This is a genomic window from Eubacterium multiforme, from assembly GCF_030813415.1.
Taxonomy (GTDB): Bacteria; Bacillota; Clostridia; order Clostridiales; family Clostridiaceae; genus Clostridium; species Clostridium multiforme.
In genome coordinates, this window is sequence record NZ_JAUSUF010000005.1 from 80,752 (window position 1) to 101,655 (window position 20,904).

17 protein-coding genes are annotated in these 20,904 nt (G+C 27.8%); 14 read left to right on the plus strand and 3 right to left on the minus strand.

What is annotated here, in order from left to right; all coding sequences use genetic code 11:
• The first annotated feature begins 40 nt into the window (after window positions 1–40).
• From J2S18_RS08845 to ptsP, 3 genes are all read left to right on the plus strand, one after another.
• Window positions 41–2,263: a ribonucleoside-diphosphate reductase subunit alpha gene (locus J2S18_RS08845; protein WP_307486165.1), complete on the plus strand. Its 2,223-nt coding sequence runs from the start codon at window positions 41–43 to the stop codon at window positions 2,261–2,263.
• Window positions 2,264–2,283: 20 nt separating this feature from the next.
• Window positions 2,284–3,321 carry a ribonucleotide-diphosphate reductase subunit beta gene (locus J2S18_RS08850; protein WP_307485890.1) on the plus strand — a complete coding sequence of 346 codons (1,038 nt, stop codon included), beginning with the start codon at window positions 2,284–2,286 and terminating at the stop codon, window positions 3,319–3,321.
• 585 nt (window positions 3,322–3,906) lie between these two features.
• A complete protein-coding gene (ptsP, locus tag J2S18_RS08855) occupies window positions 3,907–5,526 on the plus strand; it encodes a phosphoenolpyruvate--protein phosphotransferase (protein WP_307485892.1) in 1,620 nt (539 codons plus the stop codon).
• Between the two features lie 80 nt (window positions 5,527–5,606).
• On the opposite strand, the gene J2S18_RS08860 is transcribed toward ptsP, so the two are convergent.
• Complete coding sequence (locus tag J2S18_RS08860) at window positions 5,607–6,371, minus strand: DeoR/GlpR family DNA-binding transcription regulator (RefSeq protein ID WP_307485894.1); 765 nt, start codon at window positions 6,369–6,371, stop codon at window positions 5,607–5,609.
• A 173-nt stretch (window positions 6,372–6,544) separates the two neighbouring features.
• Between J2S18_RS08860 and J2S18_RS08865 the strand changes: the two genes are divergently transcribed.
• The 11 genes from J2S18_RS08865 (at window position 6,545) to J2S18_RS08915 (ending at window position 19,056) form a co-directional block, all read left to right on the plus strand.
• Window positions 6,545–7,447 carry a glycyl-radical enzyme activating protein gene (locus J2S18_RS08865; protein WP_307485896.1) on the plus strand — a complete coding sequence of 301 codons (903 nt, stop codon included), beginning with the start codon at window positions 6,545–6,547 and terminating at the stop codon, window positions 7,445–7,447.
• A 15-nt stretch (window positions 7,448–7,462) separates the two neighbouring features.
• On the plus strand, window positions 7,463–9,868 hold the full coding sequence (locus J2S18_RS08870; RefSeq protein ID WP_307485897.1) for a glycyl radical protein: 2,406 nt from the start codon (window positions 7,463–7,465) through the stop codon (window positions 9,866–9,868).
• A 19-nt stretch (window positions 9,869–9,887) separates the two neighbouring features.
• Window positions 9,888–10,568 carry a fructose-6-phosphate aldolase gene (locus tag J2S18_RS08875; protein ID WP_307485900.1) on the plus strand — a complete coding sequence of 227 codons (681 nt, stop codon included), beginning with the start codon at window positions 9,888–9,890 and terminating at the stop codon, window positions 10,566–10,568.
• A 193-nt stretch (window positions 10,569–10,761) separates the two neighbouring features.
• Entirely contained in the window at window positions 10,762–11,298 is a 537-nt protein-coding gene (locus J2S18_RS08880) for a chromate transporter (RefSeq protein WP_307485903.1), read from the plus strand.
• Window positions 11,299–11,829 (plus strand): chromate transporter, encoded by a 531-nt coding sequence (locus J2S18_RS08885; protein ID WP_307485905.1) that lies wholly within the window; start codon window positions 11,299–11,301, stop codon window positions 11,827–11,829. It abuts the gene before it with no gap.
• A gap of 235 nt (window positions 11,830–12,064) precedes the next feature.
• Window positions 12,065–12,712: a biliverdin-producing heme oxygenase gene (locus J2S18_RS08890; protein WP_307485907.1), complete on the plus strand. Its 648-nt coding sequence runs from the start codon at window positions 12,065–12,067 to the stop codon at window positions 12,710–12,712.
• A 119-nt stretch (window positions 12,713–12,831) separates the two neighbouring features.
• Window positions 12,832–14,028, plus strand: a complete 1,197-nt coding sequence (gene iadA, locus J2S18_RS08895; RefSeq protein ID WP_307485910.1) for a beta-aspartyl-peptidase — start codon at window positions 12,832–12,834, stop codon at window positions 14,026–14,028.
• 131 nt (window positions 14,029–14,159) lie between these two features.
• Window positions 14,160–15,020 (plus strand): ABC transporter ATP-binding protein, encoded by an 861-nt coding sequence (locus J2S18_RS08900; RefSeq protein WP_307485913.1) that lies wholly within the window; start codon window positions 14,160–14,162, stop codon window positions 15,018–15,020.
• Between the two features lie 294 nt (window positions 15,021–15,314).
• Window positions 15,315–16,865: a nitrite/sulfite reductase gene (locus tag J2S18_RS08905; RefSeq protein WP_307485915.1), complete on the plus strand. Its 1,551-nt coding sequence runs from the start codon at window positions 15,315–15,317 to the stop codon at window positions 16,863–16,865.
• A 234-nt stretch (window positions 16,866–17,099) separates the two neighbouring features.
• Window positions 17,100–17,402, plus strand: a complete 303-nt coding sequence (locus tag J2S18_RS08910; RefSeq protein ID WP_307485919.1) for a hypothetical protein — start codon at window positions 17,100–17,102, stop codon at window positions 17,400–17,402.
• A 196-nt stretch (window positions 17,403–17,598) separates the two neighbouring features.
• Window positions 17,599–19,056, plus strand: a complete 1,458-nt coding sequence (locus J2S18_RS08915) for an NADP-dependent glyceraldehyde-3-phosphate dehydrogenase (RefSeq protein WP_307485921.1) — start codon at window positions 17,599–17,601, stop codon at window positions 19,054–19,056.
• 38 nt (window positions 19,057–19,094) lie between these two features.
• Here the strand turns inward: J2S18_RS08915 and J2S18_RS08920 are convergent, their stop codons facing one another.
• Window positions 19,095–19,709 (minus strand): cell wall hydrolase, encoded by a 615-nt coding sequence (locus tag J2S18_RS08920; protein WP_307485923.1) that lies wholly within the window; start codon window positions 19,707–19,709, stop codon window positions 19,095–19,097.
• A 60-nt stretch (window positions 19,710–19,769) separates the two neighbouring features.
• Window positions 19,770–20,777 carry a hypothetical protein gene (locus J2S18_RS08925; protein ID WP_307485925.1) on the minus strand — a complete coding sequence of 336 codons (1,008 nt, stop codon included), beginning with the start codon at window positions 20,775–20,777 and terminating at the stop codon, window positions 19,770–19,772.
• Window positions 20,778–20,904 lie beyond the last annotated feature (127 nt).

Consider the following 20,904-nt stretch of genomic DNA (forward strand, 5'->3'; position numbering starts at 1 on the left):
GATATACTATATATTGTTGGAGGTAACTTAAGTGGATAAAATGGAAATGCTTTGTAATTTGGGTTTAGAGTCAATTAAAGATAGAGCGGAAATATACAATATAGATAGATTAAAAGAAAAGTTAGATTTAATTATAAGACCAGGAATGGATTACATAGAAATAAGAGATTCAATAATTCAGGTATCATTAGAACTTACTACAGATATGGAACCTGACTGGCAAAGTGTGGCATCAAGATTACATGTTTATAAGCTTTATGATGAAGTTAAATTAAATAGAGGATTAAAGGACGAAGAAAATCCATATGATAATTTATATAGTTTTATAAAGACCTTAACAGAGCAAAATTTATATGGAAAATATATATTAGATAATTATACAAAAGAGGAAATAGAAGAATTAGAAAGAGAAATTAAACCAGAAAGAGATTTTCTATTTACTTATAGTGGCATAAAGCTATTAAGTGGAAGATATCTTGTGGAAGATTTCAATAGAAAAGTTTTAGAATTACCTCAACAAATGTTTATGGGAATAGCAATGCACTTAGCAATTCCTGAAAAGAAAGAAAAAAGAATTTACTGGGCTAAGAGATTTTATGATGTTTTAAGTTCTCTAAAAGCTACAATGGCAACTCCTACAATGGCAAATGCAAGAAAGCCTTTTTATCAATTAAGTTCCTGTTTTATAGATACTGTAAATGATAGTTTAAAGGGAATATATAAATCCCTTGATAATTTTTCAGAAGTATCAAAGTTTGGTGGCGGAATGGGAATATATATTGGTAAAATAAGAGCTCTTGGTTCACCTATAAGAGGATTTAAAGGAGCATCTGGCGGAGTTATACCTTGGGTTAAATTATTTAATGATACTGCCATTGCTGTTGACCAATTAGGCGTAAGAAATGGTTCTGTTGCAATATGGCTTGATGCTTGGCATAAAGATATGCCAGAATTTCTTCAAGTTAGAACAAATAATGGTGATGATAGAAAGAAAGCTCATGATGTTTTTCCAGGACTTTGTTATCCAAATCTTTTCTGGAAACTTGCAGAGGAAGATATAGATGCTAACTGGTATATGATGTGTCCTCATGAAATAAAAGAGATAAAGGGTTATTCATTAGAAGATTTTTATGGAGATGAGTGGGAAAAAAGATATTTAGACTGCGTAAATGATGAAAGAATTGATAAGCGTATTATGAAGGTTAAAGATATAGTAAGACTTATTATAAAAAGTGCAGCAGAAACTGGAACACCATTTGCTTTTTATAGAGATGCTGCAAATAAAATGAATCCAAATAAGCATAAGGGAATTATATATTCATCAAATCTTTGTACAGAAATAATGCAAAATATGAGTGCTATGGATATAAAAAAAGCAGAAATAACTGATGAAGATGGGGAATCAGTTGTTGTTGAAAAGATTAAGGCAGGAGATTTTGTTGTATGTAACCTTTCTTCAATAGTTCTTGGAAATGTTGATGTAGTAAATGAGGAAGAAATTGAATATGTTGTGGAAACTCAAATAAGAGCTATGGACAATGTTATAGATTTAAATTATTATTCAGTTCCATATGCAGAGGTAACAAATAAAAAATATAGAGGGGTGGGACTTGGAACATCAGGTTATCACCACATGCTTGTAAATAATAGAATACATTTTACAGCAGATGAACATAAGGAATTTGTAGATAAAGTTTATGAAAACATAAATTACTATGCAATAAAAGCAAGTATGAAAATTGCAAAGGAAAAGGGAAGTTATAAAGTATTTGAAGGTTCAGATTGGGAAAATGGAGATTACTTTAAAATTAGAGGATATAATTCTAAAAGATGGAATGACTTAAAGGATGATGTAAAAAATTATGGTATGAGAAATGGATATCTTATGGCAATAGCTCCAAATGGATCAACTGCAACTTTAGCTGGAACATCAGAAGGGGTAGACCCTGTTATATCAAGATTTTGGCTTGAAGAGAAGAAGGGAAGCATAGTTCCAAAGACAGCTCCTGGACTTTCAGAAGAAACTTACTGGTATTATAACTCAGCTTATAATATAGATCAAAAGTGGTGTATAAATATGAATGGAGTAAGACAAAGACATATAGATCAAGGTCAATCCTTTAACCTTTATATAACAAATAATTACACAATGAGACAGATTATGAATCTTTATATAGAAGCTTGTAAATCAGGAGTTAAGTCAATTTATTATGTTAGAAGTAAATCATTAGCAGTTAGTGATTGTGAAAGCTGTTCTGCTTAATATTAGGAGGTAATATACAAATGCTAGATATAAACAAGAAACCTCTTTTTAATGAATTTGGAGATACGGAAACTTCAAAAAAGAGGATGATAAATGGAAATACTACAAATCTTAATGACTTCAATAATATGAAGTATACTTGGGTATCAGACTGGTACAGACAAGGAATGAATAATTTCTGGATACCTGAAGAAATTAATTTAGCACAGGATTTAAAGGATTATAAAAAGTTAGAAGAAGAGGAAAGAATAGCTTATGATAAAATACTTTCATTCTTAATATTTTTAGACTCAATTCAAACAGCTAACCTTTCTAATATAAACAATTATATAACAGCAAGTGAAGTTAATCTTTGCTTAACTATTCAAGCCTTCCAAGAGGCTGTTCATTCTCAAAGTTATAGCTATATGTTAGATACAATATGTTCTCCAGAAAAGAGAAATGAAATTTTATATCAATGGAAGGATGATAAAATTCTTCTTGAAAGAAATAAGTTTATAGGAGATCAATATAATACATTTTTAAATGAGCCAAGTAAGCATAACCTAATAAAAACAATAATGGCTAATTATATATTAGAAGGAATTTATTTTTATTCTGGATTTATGTTTTTCTATAACTTAGAGAGAAATGGTAAGATGCCAGGTTCAGCACAGGAAATAAGATATATAAATAGAGATGAAAATACTCATCTTTGGTTATTTAGAAATATAATAAAGGAGCTTCAAAAGGAAGAACCTGAATTATTTACAGAGGAATTAAAAGAAGAATTATCTGAAATGGTTAAAACAGGAGTTTCTCATGAAATTGCATGGGGACATTATGTAATTGGAGATAATATTCAAGGAATTAATAAAAAGCTTATTGAAGATTATATAAAGTATTTAGGAAATCTTAGGTTAAAGGCTATTGGACTAGAAAAGATATATGAAGGTCATGATGAAAATCCAGCAGAGTGGGTAGATAGGCAAGCTGATGCAAATTCTGTAAAGACAGACTTTTTTGAAGCTAAATCAACAGCTTATGCAAAGGCAGCAACTCTTATAGATGACCTTTAATATTGTTAAATTATAAATAACAAAATTATAGATTGTATTATTTCATTAATAATTCTAACAATAATAGGAATATATTTAGTTATGTTACCTATAATAATAAAGAAAATTAATATTTATGGCATTAGTTTAATCTAAAAATAAAAAAGCAAAATAATAAACATTTAATAAGTATTACAATTTTCTTGTAATAAGTCTATTAGTTTATAATTTTGCTTTTTATAAAATATATAACAATAAAATTTTAAAATTATTAATTACACAAATAAAATTTTAAATAAAATATATAAAAAACAATGGATAATTAGGAATAATTTAGGTTTGTGTAAAATAATTCAAAAAATAACAAAAATAATTATAAAAAGAAGAAATTTATAAAAATTGTAAAAAATAATTAGAAAATATTAAAAAATTAACTTATTAATTAATAAAAAAACTATATAAAGTGGTTAAAAACTAAATAAATTATGCTATAATTAATGAGGGTTGTACTTAATATGTAAAAGTTATCATAAATTTGTTATTTAATAACAATTTTTTTATTTTACTTAATTTATTGAAAGTAACATAATTAAGGAGGATTTTATTATGAAAAAAGGTATTGCTGCTTCAAAGGGATACGCTATAGGTAAAGTATTCTTACAAGAGCATGAAGAAATAGTTATAACTGATGAAAAAATTACAGATGTAGCTGCAGAAAAAGAAAAATTACAAAAGGCATTAGATGCTTCAAGAGAACAATTAGAAAAAATCAAAGCTAAGGCTGCTGTTGAAATGGGAGAAGAAAAGGCTGCTGTGTTTGAAGCACACATCACCTTATTAGATGATCCAGAATTCACAGGAACTATGGCTATGGAAATAGAAAATAATAGTATAAATGCAATGAAGGCTGTTGAAAATGTAACAAATACTTTCGTTACTATATTTGAATCAATGGAAGATGCTTATATGAGAGAAAGAGCAGCAGACATTAAAGACGTTTCAAAGAGAATAATTTCAAACTTAGCTGGAAGAGGCGGAGATGCTTTTGCAATAACAGAAGGAAATACTATAGTTGTTGCTCATGATTTAACTCCATCAGATACAGCTCAATTAGATAGAAGTAAAGTTGTAGCTTTCTTAACTAACATTGGAGGAAGAACTTCTCACTCAGCTATTATGGCTAGAACATTAGAAATTCCTGCAATAGTTGGATTAAAAGATATAACAACTTCAGTTAAAACTGGAGATTCAATAATCGTAGATGGTATTGAAGGAATTGCAATAATTAATCCAGATGAAGCTACAGTTAAAGAATATGAAGCTAAAAGAGATAAATTCTTAAAGGAACAAGAAGAACTTAAGAAACTTATCGAAGTTAAAACTGTAACTAAATCAGGTAAGAGAATAGAAGTTTGCGGAAATATTGGTAAAGCACAAGATGTTGAAGGTGTTTTAGCTAATGGTGGAGACGGAATCGGATTATTTAGAACTGAGTTCTTATATATGGATAGAGAAAGTGCTCCAACAGAAGAAGAACAATATGAAGCATATAGATACGTTTTAGAAAATATGAATGGAAAACAAGTTGTTATAAGAACACTTGATATCGGTGGAGATAAGACATTACCATACTTACCATTACCACAAGAAATGAATCCATTCTTAGGATACAGAGCAATTAGACTTTGCTTAGATAGAAAAGAAATATTTAAAGTTCAATTAAGAGCATTATTAAGAGCTTCTATATATGGAAATCTTGCAGTAATGTTCCCAATGATTTCAGGAATTCAAGAATTCAGATCTGCTAAAGAAGTAGTTGAAGAATGCAAAGCTGAACTTAAAGCTGAAGGAATAGAATTCTCAGATTCAATCCAATGGGGTATCATGGTAGAAATCCCAGCTGCAGCAGTAATGGCTGACGAATTAGCTAAGGAAGTTGATTTCTTCTCAATAGGAACAAATGACTTAATTAAATATACATTAGCAGCAGATAGAATGAGTGAAAAAGTATCATACCTTTATAATCCAATGCACCCAGCTGTACTTAGATTAATAAAGATGACAATAGATGGAGCTCACAAACATGGTAAGTGGGTAGGAATGTGTGGAGAAATGGCAGGAGATGAAGCTGCTATACCAACACTAGTTGAATATGGATTAGATGAGTTCTCAATGAGTGCATCATCAATATTAACTGCTAAAAAAATAATCTTAGAACAAAAATAAGATATTTTTTATAAATAACACAAATAGCCCAAAATAATTTAAGCGTGGAATTTATTCCACGCTTTTTGCTTTATAAAATTTTATATTATTGAAATATTTAACTTATTCATAAGTTTTATTATTTTGTTATCTGGAAGGATTTCAGTTATTATATAGTCTATTTGAGAAAGGGAAGCGAATTTATAAGTACCATCAAAATGGAATTTTTTATTTTCAATTAATAGATAAACCTTATTTGAAGAAGCTATAATTGCTTTTTTTGTATTACCTTCCTCTAAATCGAAGTTACAAATACTTTTATCAAAAATATTTATTCCACAGCTTCCTATAAAAGCCTTATTAAATCTATATTTTGAAATACTTTCAATTGCCTCTGAGCCAGTAACTCCACCAAGAGCCTTATTATATAATCCACCTATACAGATTAAATCTATATTTAAATCAGCATTATTAAATAAAGAAGATATTTCAACCATATTAGTTACTAAGGTAATTTTTTTAGTACTTTTTGATAGTAGCTCTGCTAATAAGTAATTTGTACTAGATATATCCAAAAATATTGTATCTTTATCTTCTATTGAATTAAATGCTTTAAGGGCAATTTCTTTTTTTGTATCAATATTTTTAATTAATCTATTTGAAATACTTGTAGTTTCAGCAATTCCCCTTGGAAGTATGGCACCTCCATAGGTTCTTTCAACTAATCCTTCCTTTTCAAGTTTATTTAAATCTTTTCTAATCATACTTTCTGTAACATTAAATTTAATACTTAAATCTTTAACAAGAACTTTATTATCCTTTTTTAATAACTCTAATATTTCATTAAGTCTTTCTTCCATAAACATTTATTTATACCTCTAATCTATAATCAATCTTTTTATATTATTATAACCAAAATGAGAATAAATGAAAACAAATAAAAATAAAGTTTATTGACAATAGTAATAAATGAATATAAAATATAATCAAACAGTAATAAATGACAATGAACGAGAATAGAATTAAGAGGGTGATTAAAATGACCAAAGCAGTTGTCTGTGAAATTGAAAGATATGCAACTCATGATGGTCCTGGAATTAGAACAGTAGTCTTTTTAAAAGGATGTCCATTAAAGTGTATATGGTGTGCCAATCCAGAAACCCAAAGAAAAGAAAATGAAATTTATTACAACTTAAATAAATGTATTAAATGTTTAAGATGTGTAAAGAGCTGTAAAAATGGTGCTTTAACCTTTGAAAATGGAAAGATAGTAATAAATAAGGAAAAATGCAATTTATGTGGTCTTTGTATAAAAATGTGTCCAATGTCAGCTTTAAATTTTGTTGGTAAAGAAAGAGATGTTAATGAAGTATTTAAGGAAGTATATAAAGATTTAGTTTTTTATAAAGAGTCTGGTGGAGGGGTTACAGTTTCAGGAGGGGAAGTATTAGTAAATAAGGAATTTACTAAAGAACTTTTAAGAGAATGTAGAGAAAATTATATAAATACAGCAATTGAAACAAGTGGCTTTGGAAAATTTGAGGCTCTAGAAGAAATAGCAAACTTATGTGATTTAGTTATGTTTGATATTAAAAATACCTGTGATAGTGAGCATAAAAAACTTACTGGGTTATCAAATAAATTAATATTAGAAAATTTAGAAAAACTAAGTAAAATTCATAACAATATAATAATTAGAGTTCCTGTTATACCAGGATGCAATAATAGTGTTGAAAATATTGAAAGAGTTTCATATATAGCAAATAAAAATAATATTAAAGAAGTTCATTTATTACCATATCATTCTTTAGGAAAGGAAAAATATAATCAGCTTCAAAGGGATTATGAATTAAAATCTCTAAAAAATCTTAAAGAAAGTGATGTGGAATATTTAAAAAATATTATAGAAAATAGTGGATTAAAATGTGTTATTGGAGGATAAGGAGGAAAGTTTATTATGAAAAATTATGAAATTAAAAGTGAGAGAGTTAAAAAGTTAAGAGAATCAGTATTATCACAAACGCCTATGGTATGTATAGAAAGAGCTAGATATGTAACAGAGGCTTATAAAGAAAATGAAGCAGAACCAATTTATATAAAAAGAGCAAAAGCTGTTGAAAAGATATTAGAAAATATGACAATATATATTAAAGATGGTGAACTAATTGTTGGTAATCAAGCATCAAGTGAAAGAACAGCTCCTGTTTTCCCAGAATATGCAGTACAATGGATGGAAGATGAAATAAAGGAAAAAGGAAATTTTGATAAAAGAGATGGAGATAATTTTCATCTGCCAGAGGAAGATATAGATGAACTTTTAGAAATAGTTCAATATTGGAAGGGTAAAACTTTAAGAGATAAATGTTTTGCTGTTATGCCAAAGGAAATAGAAGATGCAATTAATGTAAAGGTTATCCATGGGGAAGGGAATATGACATCAGGAGATGGACATATAGTTCCTGATTTTGAAAAAGCATTAAATATTGGTTTAAGTGGAATTATAGAAGAGGCAAGAGAAAAACTAAATAGCTTAGACATAAGTGAAAATGATGCTTTAAGGAAAAAAGGATTTTTAGAATCAGTAATTATTACAAATGAGGCAGTAATTAAGTTTGCAGAAAGATATTCAAAACTTGCAATAGAACTTGCACAAATTGAAGAGGATGAAAAAAGAAGAGAAGAATTATTAGAAATAGCTAAAGTTTGTGAAAGAGTTCCAAAGGAAACTCCAAGAACATTTTATGAAGCAGTTCAAATGATCTGGTTTATTCATTTAGTTATTCAAATTGAAAGTAATGGACATTCAGCATCTTTAGGAAGAGTGGATCAATATCTTTATAAATTCTATAAACATGATATTGAAAATGGAATTATAAATAGGGAAGAAGCTAAGGAACTTTTAGAATGTTTATGGGTAAAATTATATTCAATATTAAAGGTTAGACCAACTTCTCATGCAGGTTATGGGGCAGGTTATCCAACATATCAAAATGTAACAATAGGTGGTTCAAATTTTGATGGAACAGATGCTGTAAATGAATTAAGTTACCTTATATTAGAAAGTGTTGCAGAGGCAAAGCTTACTCAACCAAATCTTTCAGCTAGATTACATGCAAATAGTCCAGAAAGATTTCTTCGTGAATGTGCAAATGTTATAGCAACTGGATTTGGTATGCCAGCTCTTCACACTGATGAAATTATAGTGCCAGCTCTTTTAAATAAGGGAGTAGATTTTAAAGATGCATATAATTATACAATGGTTGGATGTGTTGAAGTGGCTGTTCCAGGTAAATGGGGATATAGATGTACAGGAATGACATTTTTAAATATGATAAAGGCTTTAGAACTTACTTTAAATGATGGATATGATAAGAGAACAGGGAAAACACTTTTATCAGGTAATGGAAAATTAACTGACTTTAATACCTTTGAGGAACTTTGGAAGGCATGGGAGAAAAATATAGCTTATTATACAAAGCTAACAGTTGCATTAGATAAACTTGCAGACACTCATTTAGAAGAATTCCCAGATATACTTTGTTCATCACTAGTAGATGACTGTATAGGAAGAGGAAAGACAATTAAAGAAGGTGGCTCAGTATACGATTTTATTGCAGGACTTCAAGTTGGACTTTCAAATGTAGCAAATTCTTTTGCAGCATTAAAGAGTGTAGTTTATGAAAATAAATATTTAAGTACAAAGGAAGTAATGGAAGCTCTAAAAAATAATTTTAGTGGAGAAAATGGAGAAGTAATTAAAAAGATATTACTTGAAGCACCTAAGTATGGAAATGATATAGACTATGTAGATAATATTGCAAAGGAAGCTTATGATACTTATATAAAAGAAATTAAAAAATATAGAACAACAAGGTATGGAAAAGGTCCTATTGGCTGCAAATATGGATTATCAACTTCAGGAATTTCTTCAAATGTACCAATGGGAACAGTAACAGGTGCAACACCAGATGGAAGAATGGCTTGGACACCAGCAGCTGAAGGAGCATCACCAGTACAGGGAACAGATACAAATGGACCAACATCTGTTTTAAAATCAATAACAAAGTTACCAACAATTTTAATGACAGGAGGACAACTTTTAAATCAAAAGTTCTCACCAGAGTTATTAAAGGGAGAGGCACAGTTTGAAAAGTTTGTTGCCTTAATAAGATCCTTTGTTTTAATGAAGGGATGGCATATTCAATTTAATATTATTTCAACAGAAACTTTAAGGGCAGCACAAAAGGATCCAGAAAAATATAGAGATGTAATTGTTAGAGTTGCAGGTTATTGTGCACAATTTATAACATTAGATCCAACAACACAAGAAGATATTATAAAGAGAACAGAAGAAAAATTATAATTTTTAGGGGGAAATATTTATGATATACATGTTAGATACAGCTAATTTAAATGCTATAAGAAAGGCTTTTGATATATATCCAATAACAGGAGTAACAACAAATCCAACAATAATATCAAAGGAAAATAGAGATTTTATAGGATTACTAAAGGAAATTAGAAAAATTATTGGAGAAGATACAATGCTTCATGCACAAGTTATAGGAAAAAGTGCAGAGAATATGATAAAGGAAGCTAAATATCTTAATGAAACAATAGGAGGAAACTTTTATGTGAAGATTCCTGTTACAAAAGAAGGTATTAAAGCTATAAGAGTATTAAGCAAAGAAGGAATAAATATAACAGCAACTGCAATATTTACAGCACAACAAGCACTTATGGCAGCTGTAAGTGGTGCAAAATTTGTAGCTCCTTATGTAAATAGAATTGATAATATAAGTGGAAATGGAGTAGAAGTAGTTAAGGATATTATAGAAGAACTTAAATTATATAATTTAGACTGCAAAGTTTTAGCAGCTTCATTTAAAAATGTTCAACAAGTTCAAGATTTATCAAGAAATGGAGTTCATTCAGTAACTGTTAATCCAGATATAATGGATAAAATGTTAGAGCATCCATTAACAGACTGGAGTGTAGATCAATTTATTAATGATTGGGAAAAGGTTTATGGAGAAGGAAAATTAACAACAGATGTAAAATAGTCAACATATAAATAAAAAGTGATATATTTAATAAAAAGGCAAAGTAATAAATAGATAGGAATATTATTTCTTAGAAGTTTTATACTTTGTCTTTTTTATTATTATAATTGTTAAGATAACTTCTTTCCTTGTATTTTAATTGTTAAGTTGTGATAAAATATGTGTATATCTAAAGTAATGTGGAGGAAAAGTTGTGGATAAAGTTTTAAAAATGTTTATAGCTTTCTTTAAGATAGGAGCTTTCACCTTTGGTGGTGGATATGCCATGATTCCTATTATTGAAGAGGAAGTAGTAAATAAACAAAAATGGGTAAGTAAAGAAGAGTTTATGGATATGTTAGTTGTATCTCAAAGTTTTCCAGGTGCAATGTCTATAAATTGTTCTATTTTTATTGGTTATAAGATAGCAGGAGTTTTGGGCGGTGTAATAGCCCTTCTTGGAGTTGCACTCCCTTCATTCTTAATAATATTAATAGTAGCTACTTTCTTTATGAAATTTAGGGAAAATTATTATGTTAATCTTGTATTTAAAGGAATATCAGCAGCTGTTCCAGTATTAGTTTTAACAGGAGTTATTAGTTTAGCTAAAGGGGTAGATAAAAATATAAGAAATGGAATAACAATAGTTTTAGCATTAATAGCTTTAGTTATATTTAAGGTTAATCCTATTATAGTAGTTGTAGCTGCTGCCATTTATGGAGCTGTATTTTTAAGGGAGAAGGTGAAATAGGTGAGTTTAGTAATACAATTATTTTTAACCTTCTTAAAAATAGGAACCTTTAGTTTTGGTGGTGGATATGCCATGATACCATTTATACAAAGTGAAATAATTGAAAATCATCATTGGATAAGTGGTAAAGTATTTATGGATATAATAGGAATTTCTCAGATGACTCCAGGACCAGTAGCTATAAATTCAGCAACTTTTGTTGGATATAAAGTATTTGGAGTTTTAGGTAGTGTAGGAGCTACTTTAGGAGTTGTAACAACATCATTTATATTAGTATCTATAGCATCAAAGGCTATGGAAAAATTTAAAGAATCAAAAATTTTAAAAGGTGCATTACTTGGTATGAGACCAGTTCTTATAGCACTAATAATACAGGCTTTTTTAGATTTAGCTAAAGATGCTTATGTAGATGTTAAATCTGTGATAATAACTTTAATAATAGGAGCTTTATTATTATCTAAAAAGGTTCATCCTATAATATCAATAGTACTAGCAGGTATTTTTGGAGTTGTATTTTATGGAATTTTTTAATAAAAAAGCATATTCTTAAATGTAATGTAAATATATTATTAATTGATAATAATTATTAAGTAATAGGGAGAGAATTGAATTAAATATTAGAAAAATAGGCTTTTTATAGAGAATTTAAGAGAAATAGAGGAAATAAGGACATTGAATGTTTTATTTTAATAGATTATTATTTAGCCATAAACAAGAGATAAATAGTAGATATACATTAAAATAAAATATTTAAGAAGGTGTTTTTATGAATTCTTTTATGAATGAAATTAGAAAAAATAATCAAGTTTTACATGATTCAGCTGAAAAGACAGGTTTTTTAAAAAGACTTATGGATGGAAAGGCTTCAAAGGAAAGTTACGCAGAATATTTATTCAACATATATGAAATATATAAAACTATAGAATTTAATCTAGAAAAGTATAGAGAAAATTCAGTAGTTAATGATTTTGCTATTAAGAAAGTTTATCGTACAGAGGAAATTTATAAAGATTTAAAATTCTTATTAGGAGAAAAACTTAGCGAAATGAGATTACTAGCTTCAACAAAAGCATATATAGAAAGAATAAATGAAGTTAGCGAAAAGCAACCAGAATTATTAGTAGCACATGCATATAGCAGATATTTAGCAGATCTTTTTGGTGGAAGAAGTATATATAAAATGCTTAGAGAATCATATGAAATTGATCCAAAAGGTTTAAATTATTATGTTTATGATGAAGTTTTTGAAGATGCAGATGATATGAGAGCATTTGTTATGGAATATCATGGAATGCTAAATGAAGTTGAATTTGATAGAAAACTTGAAGAAAAATTTATTAATGAGGTATCTAATTCATATATTTACAATATAGCTATTTCAAATGAATTAGAAATTAAACTTTATAACAAATAAAATTTATTTAAAGACTGTATTCCAAAAGTAGGAATATGGTCTTTTTTTATAGAAGTAAATATAATAATGAAAAGTTGGGAATTTATAAATATATTAATTAATTTTTAGGAGGAAATAAAATGATTAAAGTTATAAAGAATATTAAATTATATTCTCCAAAAAGTTTAGGCAGAAAAGATATAGTTTTAGTAGGAGATAAAATAGAAGGAATATATGATAGCATAAATGTTCCAAAGGATTTTATAAATATTGAAATTATAGATGGCAGTAACAAATATGCCTTTCCAGGATTTATTGATGGTCATGTACATTTAATTGGAGGTGGTGGAGAAGGTGGCTTTAAAACAAGAACACCAGAATTACAATTAAGCAATTTAACTACAGCTGGAATTACAACTGTTAATGGGTGTATTGGAACTGATGGAGTTTGTAGAAATATGAGATCATTAGTTGCTAAGGTTAAGGGATTAAAGGAAGAGGGAATTACAGCAACATGCTATACAGGTTCCTATGATGTTCCTGTAAAAACTATGACAGAAAGTATAAAGGGAGATTTAATGGTTGTAGATGAAATTATAGGTGTTGGAGAGATTGCTCTATCAGACAATAGAAGTTCCGAGCCAAGATTAGATCAGTTTATAAATTTAGTTGCAGAGGCTAGAGTTGGAGGCCTTCTTTCAAATAAGTCTGGAATTGTTAATATTCATTTAGGTGGAGGAGCTAGAAGGTTAGACTTTTTATTTAAAATGTTAGATGAAACAGAGATACCAGCTACTCAAGTATTACCAACTCATATGAGCAGAACAAAGGAACTTTTAGATGCAGGGGTAGAGTGGATAAAAAGAGGAGGTTATATTGACCTAACAACAAGTTCAGATCCTGATAATTTAGAAAAGGGAGAAATGATTGCATCAAAGGCATTAAAATATCTTTTAGATAAAGGATTACCAATAGAAAAAATAACTTTTACATCAGATGGAAATGGAAGTATGCCTATATTTGATGAAGATGGAAAGCTAAAGGGTCTTGGAATATGTAGTGTAAAATCCCTTTATGAATCAATAAAAGAGTCAATATTAAATGAAGGTATAGCAATTGAAGATGCTTTAAAAGTAGCAACTTCAAATGTGGCAGATGTTCTTAAATTAAATAGTAAAGGAAGAATTGAAGAGGGAAAGGATGCAGACATAGTTATAGTTAATGAAAAGGATTTATCAATTGATAAAGTTATAGCTATGGGAAAGATTATGGTTGATGAAGGAAAGGCAAAAATAACAGGAACTTTTGAAAATGCTATTAAAAAGTCTTTTGATTAAAAGGAAAATAATGTATAATTAATATAAGATAATTAGGTCGTTAAATTAGATAAATTTCTATTTAATGACCCTTTTTATTATGGGTTTTGGTATTATTGTGGGAATTTAAAATAAATGATATGGGAGGGTATATGGAAGCTTTAAGAATTAACTCCTTAACTAAATATTGTAATGGTAAAAAGATAATTAAAAACATTAGTTTTGATGTTAATGAAGGGGAAATAGTAGGGATTGCAGGTCCAAATGGTTCTGGAAAATCAATATTAATGGAGATGTTACTTAATTTTTCTTCTCCATCAAGTGGGAATATTAGTATTTTGGGACTAGATTCTAAAGATAAGGCTAAAGAAATTGAGGATATAGTGGGATATGTACCAAGTGAAATAGCTTTTTCTAAAAATTTAAAAGTAAAAGATATTTTTAAGAGCAAAGAAAATAATTTAGAGGATAAAATAAATGATTTATGCAGAAAGTTTCAAATAAATAAAAATAAAAGGATAGGAGAATTGTCCTTTGGAAATAGAAAAAAAGTAGCAATTATTAATGCTATTATAAAAAATCCTAAGATTATTATTTTGGATGAGCCTACTAGCAGTGTAGATGAAGATGTTAAAAAGATAATATTTGAAATAATATTAGAGGAAAACAATAAGGGAACAACTATATTAATATCAAGTAATAACTTAAATGATATTCAAAAATATTGTGATAAGGTAGTAATTATTAGAAAAGGAAAAGTTATAGATATAAAAAATATGAAAATTATAAAAAATTTTCTTAAGAAGAAGATTATTTTAAAAACTAATGAAAGTATGGAAAGAGATATAAGAATATTTGGAGGAGAAAGTGTAAAGAGAGAGAAAAATTATATTGAATTTTTATATGATGGAGATATAAATAGATTAATTAAATTTTTAGCATGTTATGAAATAGACGATATAGTTTTAGAAGAAGAAAACATTATACAAAATGTATTTAATTATTATAAATAAAAATATAGTTAAAGATAAGGCTAACTTATAATGAAATGGTTATATATGTTATAAGTTAGTCTTATTTTATAAATTATTATTTAAATGAAAAAGTTTTCTTATCTCTTATTCATCTAAAGTTTAACTTTGATTAAAAATATGTCTATTAATTAGGAGTATAATCCAGTTTGGATATAGGGATAATAAAGGATATGAATTAATTTTACTATAGGTATTTAATTATATTAATATAAGAAAAAATTCTTTTACGATATAAATTTGAAATAGTAAAATAAATTGAAGAGGTGAGTATAAATGAAAAAATTAAATGATGTACTAAAAGAGGAAATTATAGAGTTTAGAGAAAATGGACATAAGTTTTTAAATAAAGAACTTAATGTTGCACAATTTAAAGGAATGTCTGGAGGAATGGGAGTATACGCTCATAGAGGTGGAAAAGAGTTTATGATAAGACTTAAAACTCCTTCAGGAAGAGTTTCAAAAGAAGACTTTAATAAGATATATGAATGGGCTAATAGATATAATTTAACTTGGCTTCATACAACAACAAGACAAGCTATTCAATTACATGGGTTAGGAATAGATGATGTTTGCGATATAATGGAAGAAGCTATTGATTATGGAATATATACAAGAGGATCAGGTGGAAACTTCCCAAGAAATGTTGCAATGTCACCTCTTTCAGGAGTAGAAAAAGGGGAAGCCTTTGATGTAACACCATATGCAGAAGCAGTTAATAAGTATATTATGGAAAGAGTATATACATATAAATTACCTAGAAAGATAAAGATAGCTATGGCTACTAATACAAAGGATGAACCACACTGTACAGTAACAGATTTAGGATTCCTTGCAATAAATAAAGATGGAGAAAAGTTCTTTAAAGCTTATTTAGGTGGTGGACTTGGAAGAAATCCAAGAATGTCAGTAGAATATGATGAACTTATAAAACCAGAAGATGTTTTATATCATGTTGAAGCAATGATAAACTTATTTATGGCTGAAGGTGATTATAAAAATAAAGGTAAAGCACGTATAAGATATATAGTTGAAAGAATGGGAGAAGAAGAATTCTTAAAATGTTATAAAAAACATTTAGAAGAAGTTATCTCAAAGAAAGACTTAAAAATAGATGTAAAAGAAAAAAAAATTAAAAAAGAAGGAATTAAAACTTCTAAAAAAGATGCAAGATTAATAGAACAAAAACAAGAGGGACTTTATAGTGTTTACTTCCACCCATTTGGAGGAAAGCTAATGATGAAAGACCTTAAAGCTATATTAGATGCTACAGAAAAAATGGATGATATAGATTTTAGATTTACTATGCAAGAAGGTATATATATAAGAAATCTTAATGGAAATGAAGCTGAAGAAATTTTAGAATTAACTAAAGGCCGTGGTGGAGAATTAAAGGTAATGCAATCAGTAAGTTGTATTGGAGTTCCAATATGTCAAATGGGATTAAAAAATAGCCAAGAGTTATTAACTAATATTTTAGATAAGCTTTCAAGTGAACATATAGAAAAAGATTTACTTCCTGTAGTTCATATATCAGGTTGTGCAAATTCTTGTAGTGTACATGAAATTGGATCAATTGGATTCTCAGGAAAATCAAAGAGAGTAAATAATGAGTTAAAGAGTTGTTTTGAACTTCATGTAGCTGGTGACTTTGAAATAGGTAATAGTCATCTTGGAGAAGTTTACGGTGATATAATAGATACAGAAATTCCTAATTTCATTTATGACTTATATAAAGTTTTAGAAAAGGAAAATGTAGAATTTATAAACTGGTATAAGGAAAATAAAGAAGGATTTAAAGAGCTAGTTTCAAAATATTTAGTTTAATATTATTTCCTTTTGAAGTTATAGTTAAAAATAAATATTTAATTATATATAGAGGGCTTTTCATTAATTTGAAAAGTCCTTTTTAATAATTTGCTATGTTTTATATCCATGTTGATTTTAGGTGTTTTTTTATGTTATAAAAAAATAAACATAAGATTTTTAAATATTTATGTTTAAAAATAAGTTAAAGTATTTTAGAATATAGTAAAAATACTTTATAAAAGGAGAAAAACTATGGCAAAGAAAACAAGCAAAAATAGTGATTTATTATATAATGCAAGAGAAAAGACTTCTCCAAAGGTATATAATATAATAATAGATTTAGTAAATGATGATAAAGAAGATTTAGCTAAGGAAGTTATGAAAGTAGATTATATTTTAGAGTATACAAGTACTTGTATAAAACAGAAGGACTTTAAGGAAGCTAAAGAATCTATAAATAGAGCTTCAGAAAGAATAAATAATTTAAAAAGTAATGGAGCTAATGTTGAATATTTAGAATATTTAAGAGATGGAATAAAAGAAAAAATAAAGTAAGTATATATGTGGATGAGTTAGTAAATTTAACTCATCTATTTTTTTGCTATAAAACTTAATAGTTTTTGAAATAATAAAATATGAAGAAATTTTTAATTCTTAGTAGATTTATACGAATTAAGTGGAAAAATGTATAAAAGTGTATTATAATCAATAATAAATATCAACAAAAAGAAATTATTGACGGAGGTGGAATATGTTTTTTCAAGAAGTAGAAGGCAAAAAAATTTATTCAAACTTATTAGATGGAAAATGGATAGTAAAAAATAGCGATAAATTAATAGAGATAAAATCACCAGCTAACGGAGAAACAGTAGGCTTTGTTGAAGCTATGAGCAAAGAAGCAGTAGATGAAGCTATAAGAGTGGCTAGGGAAGAACAAAAGAAGTGGAGAGAAGTTCCTACTAATCAAAAATCAAGATTATTACATAATGTGGCTGATTTATTAGAAGAAAGAATAGAAGAGATGGCAGAAATAATGATGGTTGAAATAGCTAAAGATAAAAAAAGTGCCATGTCAGAAATAAAGAGAACAGCAGATTTAATTAGATTTACAGCAGATACTGCTGAAAATATTAAAGGAGAATCAATACCTGGAGATTCATTCCCAGGATTTAAAAATGATAAAATATCAATAGTTACAAGAGAACCTCTTGGAGTTGTACTTGCAATATCTCCTTTTAATTATCCAGTAAACTTAGCTGGATCAAAAATTGCACCAGCATTAATGGCAGGTAATACTGTTGTATTTAAACCTGCAACACAAGGTAGTATATGTGGATTATATTTAGCTAAAGCATTTAATGAAGCAGGAATACCAAGTGGAGTTATAAATACAATTACAGGAAAGGGTAGCGAAATAGGAGATTATGTAGTTACACATAAAGGAATAGATTTTGTAAACTTTACTGGAAGTAGTGAAGTTGGAAGAAGAATTTCAAGAATTACAGAGATGAAACCACTTTTAATGGAACTTGGTGGAAAAGATGCAGCTATAGTTTTAGAAGATGCTGATTTAGATTTAGCTGCTAAAAATATTGTAGCAGGTGCATTTTCATATTCAGGACAAAGATGTACAGCAGTAAAAAGAGTTTTAGTAATGGATTCAATTGGAGATGAATTAAGTGGAAAAATATTAAAGGAAATGGATAAAGTAACTGTAGGAAATCCATTAGAAGGAGACTTTACAGTTGGACCTTTAATAAGTAGTAAGGCATGCGATTTTGTTGAAGGAATAATAGAAGAGGCAAAGGAAAAAGGTGCTAAACTTTTATTAGGTGGAAACAGAGAAGGAAACACTATAATGCCAACATTATTTGATAATGTAACAGTAGATATGAGAATTGCTTGGGAGGAACCTTTTGGACCAGTTCTTCCAATAATAAGAGTAAGTGCTATTGATGATGCAATAAAAATTGCAAATGAGTCAGAATATGGACTTCAATCATCAGTATTTACTAAGGATATAAATAAAGCATTTTATGTAGCAAATAGATTAGAAGTTGGAACTGTTCAAGTAAATAATAAAACAGAAAGAGGACCAGATCACTTCCCATTCTTAGGAGTTAAATCATCTGGTATGGGAACTCAAGGTGTTGCTTATTCAATAGAAGCTATGTCAAGACCAAAAGCAACAGTTATAAATTTAAAATAATAAAAATATAAAGGCTCCTAAATTTAAGGAGCCTTTTTCTATTGCTTAAAAAATGTGTGATTTCCTATTCTTTTAGAATCTTTCTTTGCTGTTTCTTTCATCCAAGAACAAGTTGAAATTGCAGGATTATAGAAAAATAAAGCTTCATTTGTAGGATCTTTACCTCTTATGGCTTCATAGACAGCATCATAGCAAGATTCATTAGGCTGGGCTATTAATTTTCCATTTTGAACACATGAGAAAGCATTCCTTTGGAAAATTACATCAGTTATAGTGTTTGGGAATTTAGGACTCATTACTCTATTTAAAACCACAGATGCAACAGCAACTTTCCCTTTGAAAGGTTCACCTCTGCTTTCGCAATAAACAAGTTTGGCCATTAAATCAATATCTGCCCTTGAGATTTTAAGTTGAGTCCCTTTTTGATTAAAAACTTCTATATTATTTTTAGAAACTTCATTTTTATTTGATGACTTTTCTTTTTTAGTTGCTTCATTTTTTGAATTAGGCTTATCATTATTTTTAGATTTATCTATACTTTCTATATCCTCAGTTAGAGAAATATAATCAAATAAGCTAAGCATTGAAGCCTTGGCTTCTACAGATGACATTAACATCATAGAAAGTAAAAAAAGACTTATAAATTTTTTCATAAAAACCTCCTTTTTACAACCCAGTCAATAGTATTATTGCCAAAGGAGGATGATTATATACTATTTTTCTTTAAAATATTCTAAGTCGTTACATAATTTATTTAATGATGTTATAAACTCAGAGTATTTTGAAAAAGTATTTTTGTAATTTTCCTCTATTTTATCAGAACTCTCTTTAGATTCCATATCAAGATGCAAATTTTCATCCATAGAGGATATATATGAATCATATAAGTCAATTGTTTGAAGTAGCTTTGAATGGATTGTACTAGCTTCTTCAGGCACACTTAGCATATAAAAATCATTTTTTATACTATCAAAAGTAGATTTTTTATTTGATATGTCATTAAGCAATGTATTGAAATTTCTATTATTTTCTTTTACATCATCTAAGGCTGGTTTTAAATCTTCATTTATTTCTTTAAGCTTAACTATTATATTATCAATTCCTAATATATAATCATATTTTTTTTCACTAGAAATATCTTTCATCATATTAACTTGAATTAATGTATCAAAATATTTATAAGTTTTATCAAAAAATATAAGAGCTTCATCAGAAATTGGATTTTTTATTCTAAGTTTAGATAAATCATTTCTACTATCATTAAAATTGTCTAATGTTTTTTTATACTTTTTAAGTTTGTTTGGAAGATTAGAACTAGAAGGTGACATATACATAGACAAGCATTCATCATAAAGTGAAATATTATAATTCAATGTTTCACTAAATTTATCCTTTATAGTATTAATTGAATCTGGAACTTTCAATTCAGTTAATGATGAGCTTGCCTCTTTTAAATTATTAATATATTTTGGTAGTTCATTTTTTACATTCTCAGAATCTATTACCTCAGATCCACTTAGCCTTTGTAAATTAGAGTTTATAGAATAAATTTCTTTTGATAGTTTATTAATATTTCTAATACTTCTACTAGATGGTGTTATTTTGGTTATAATAAGAAGTATTATTGGAATTAAAATAATTATAAATGCTATAATTAATAACTTCTTTTTAGATTTTAAGTGATTAATAAATTTAGTTAAATTTTCTTTGTAAATTTCCACAAATAGTCCTCCTTTTCATAATTTAAATAAAGTAATCTTATAAATTATATTGCTAAAGGTTTTAAAATATTATTAAGAATAATAAAAAGTAAGATAGTATTATATTAAGGGAAGGGTATTTGGTGTA